Raw genomic sequence first — 645 nt, forward strand, 5'->3', positions numbered from 1 at the left:
CTCTAAACGATAAAAAAACCGATCCAGGACAAATCTTGACGCGGGGTAGAGCAGCCCGGTAGCTCGTCAGGCTCATAACCTGAAGGTCGTAGGTTCAAATCCTACCCCCGCAACCAAAATAAACACCAAATATCAATGCCTTACGCCCCGCCTGCAGCGGGGCTTTTTGCTTGTCCGCAATTCAACTCAACACCACATCAACATTCGACGAGCCCGCTGGACGGGGTAGGGCGGATCTGGCGTCTGGTCTCGCGAAACTGCCTGTGGCAGCATCGCGCCATGATCGAGTTCCGCACCCTTTCCGATGACCATCCCGATCTGACCCACTCGCCGCTATTGCGCGCTGCGCTTCTGACGCTTCAGTACGCTCAGGAGCACGGGTCGATCGGTTTGACGAAGACGAAAGCGTTCAAGCGCGTCTTTGTGCACTGGGCAGTCGAGCATTTTGACTGGCCCGGGAAAAGTGCCGAAGAAATGTTCCGCTACAACAAGGTCATCAATGAATACGAGTTCCCGCCGCTCGAAGTTGAATAGCCCCTAGATTCGTAGACGCCTTCTTCCCTAATTTTGAGGCAAGGAGGCCGAGATGGGCAAAGGCAATTTCAGCGCCGAGTTCAAGCGTGACGCGGTCGCGCAGATCACCGA

At 55.2% G+C, this 645-nt stretch carries 1 tRNA gene and 1 pseudogene; both read left to right on the forward strand.

The window, feature by feature from the left end:
* Window positions 1-39 precede the first annotated feature (39 nt).
* A tRNA-Met gene (locus PAF17_RS20125) sits at window positions 40-116 on the forward strand.
* 163 nt (window positions 117-279) lie between these two features.
* Window positions 280-528, forward strand: a pseudogene (locus PAF17_RS20130) (hypothetical protein); the annotation flags it as partial.
* Between the last annotated feature and the right edge of the window lie 117 nt (window positions 529-645).

This window comes from Paracoccus onchidii (genome assembly GCF_028294535.1).
Lineage (GTDB): Bacteria > Pseudomonadota > Alphaproteobacteria > Rhodobacterales > Rhodobacteraceae > Paracoccus > Paracoccus onchidii.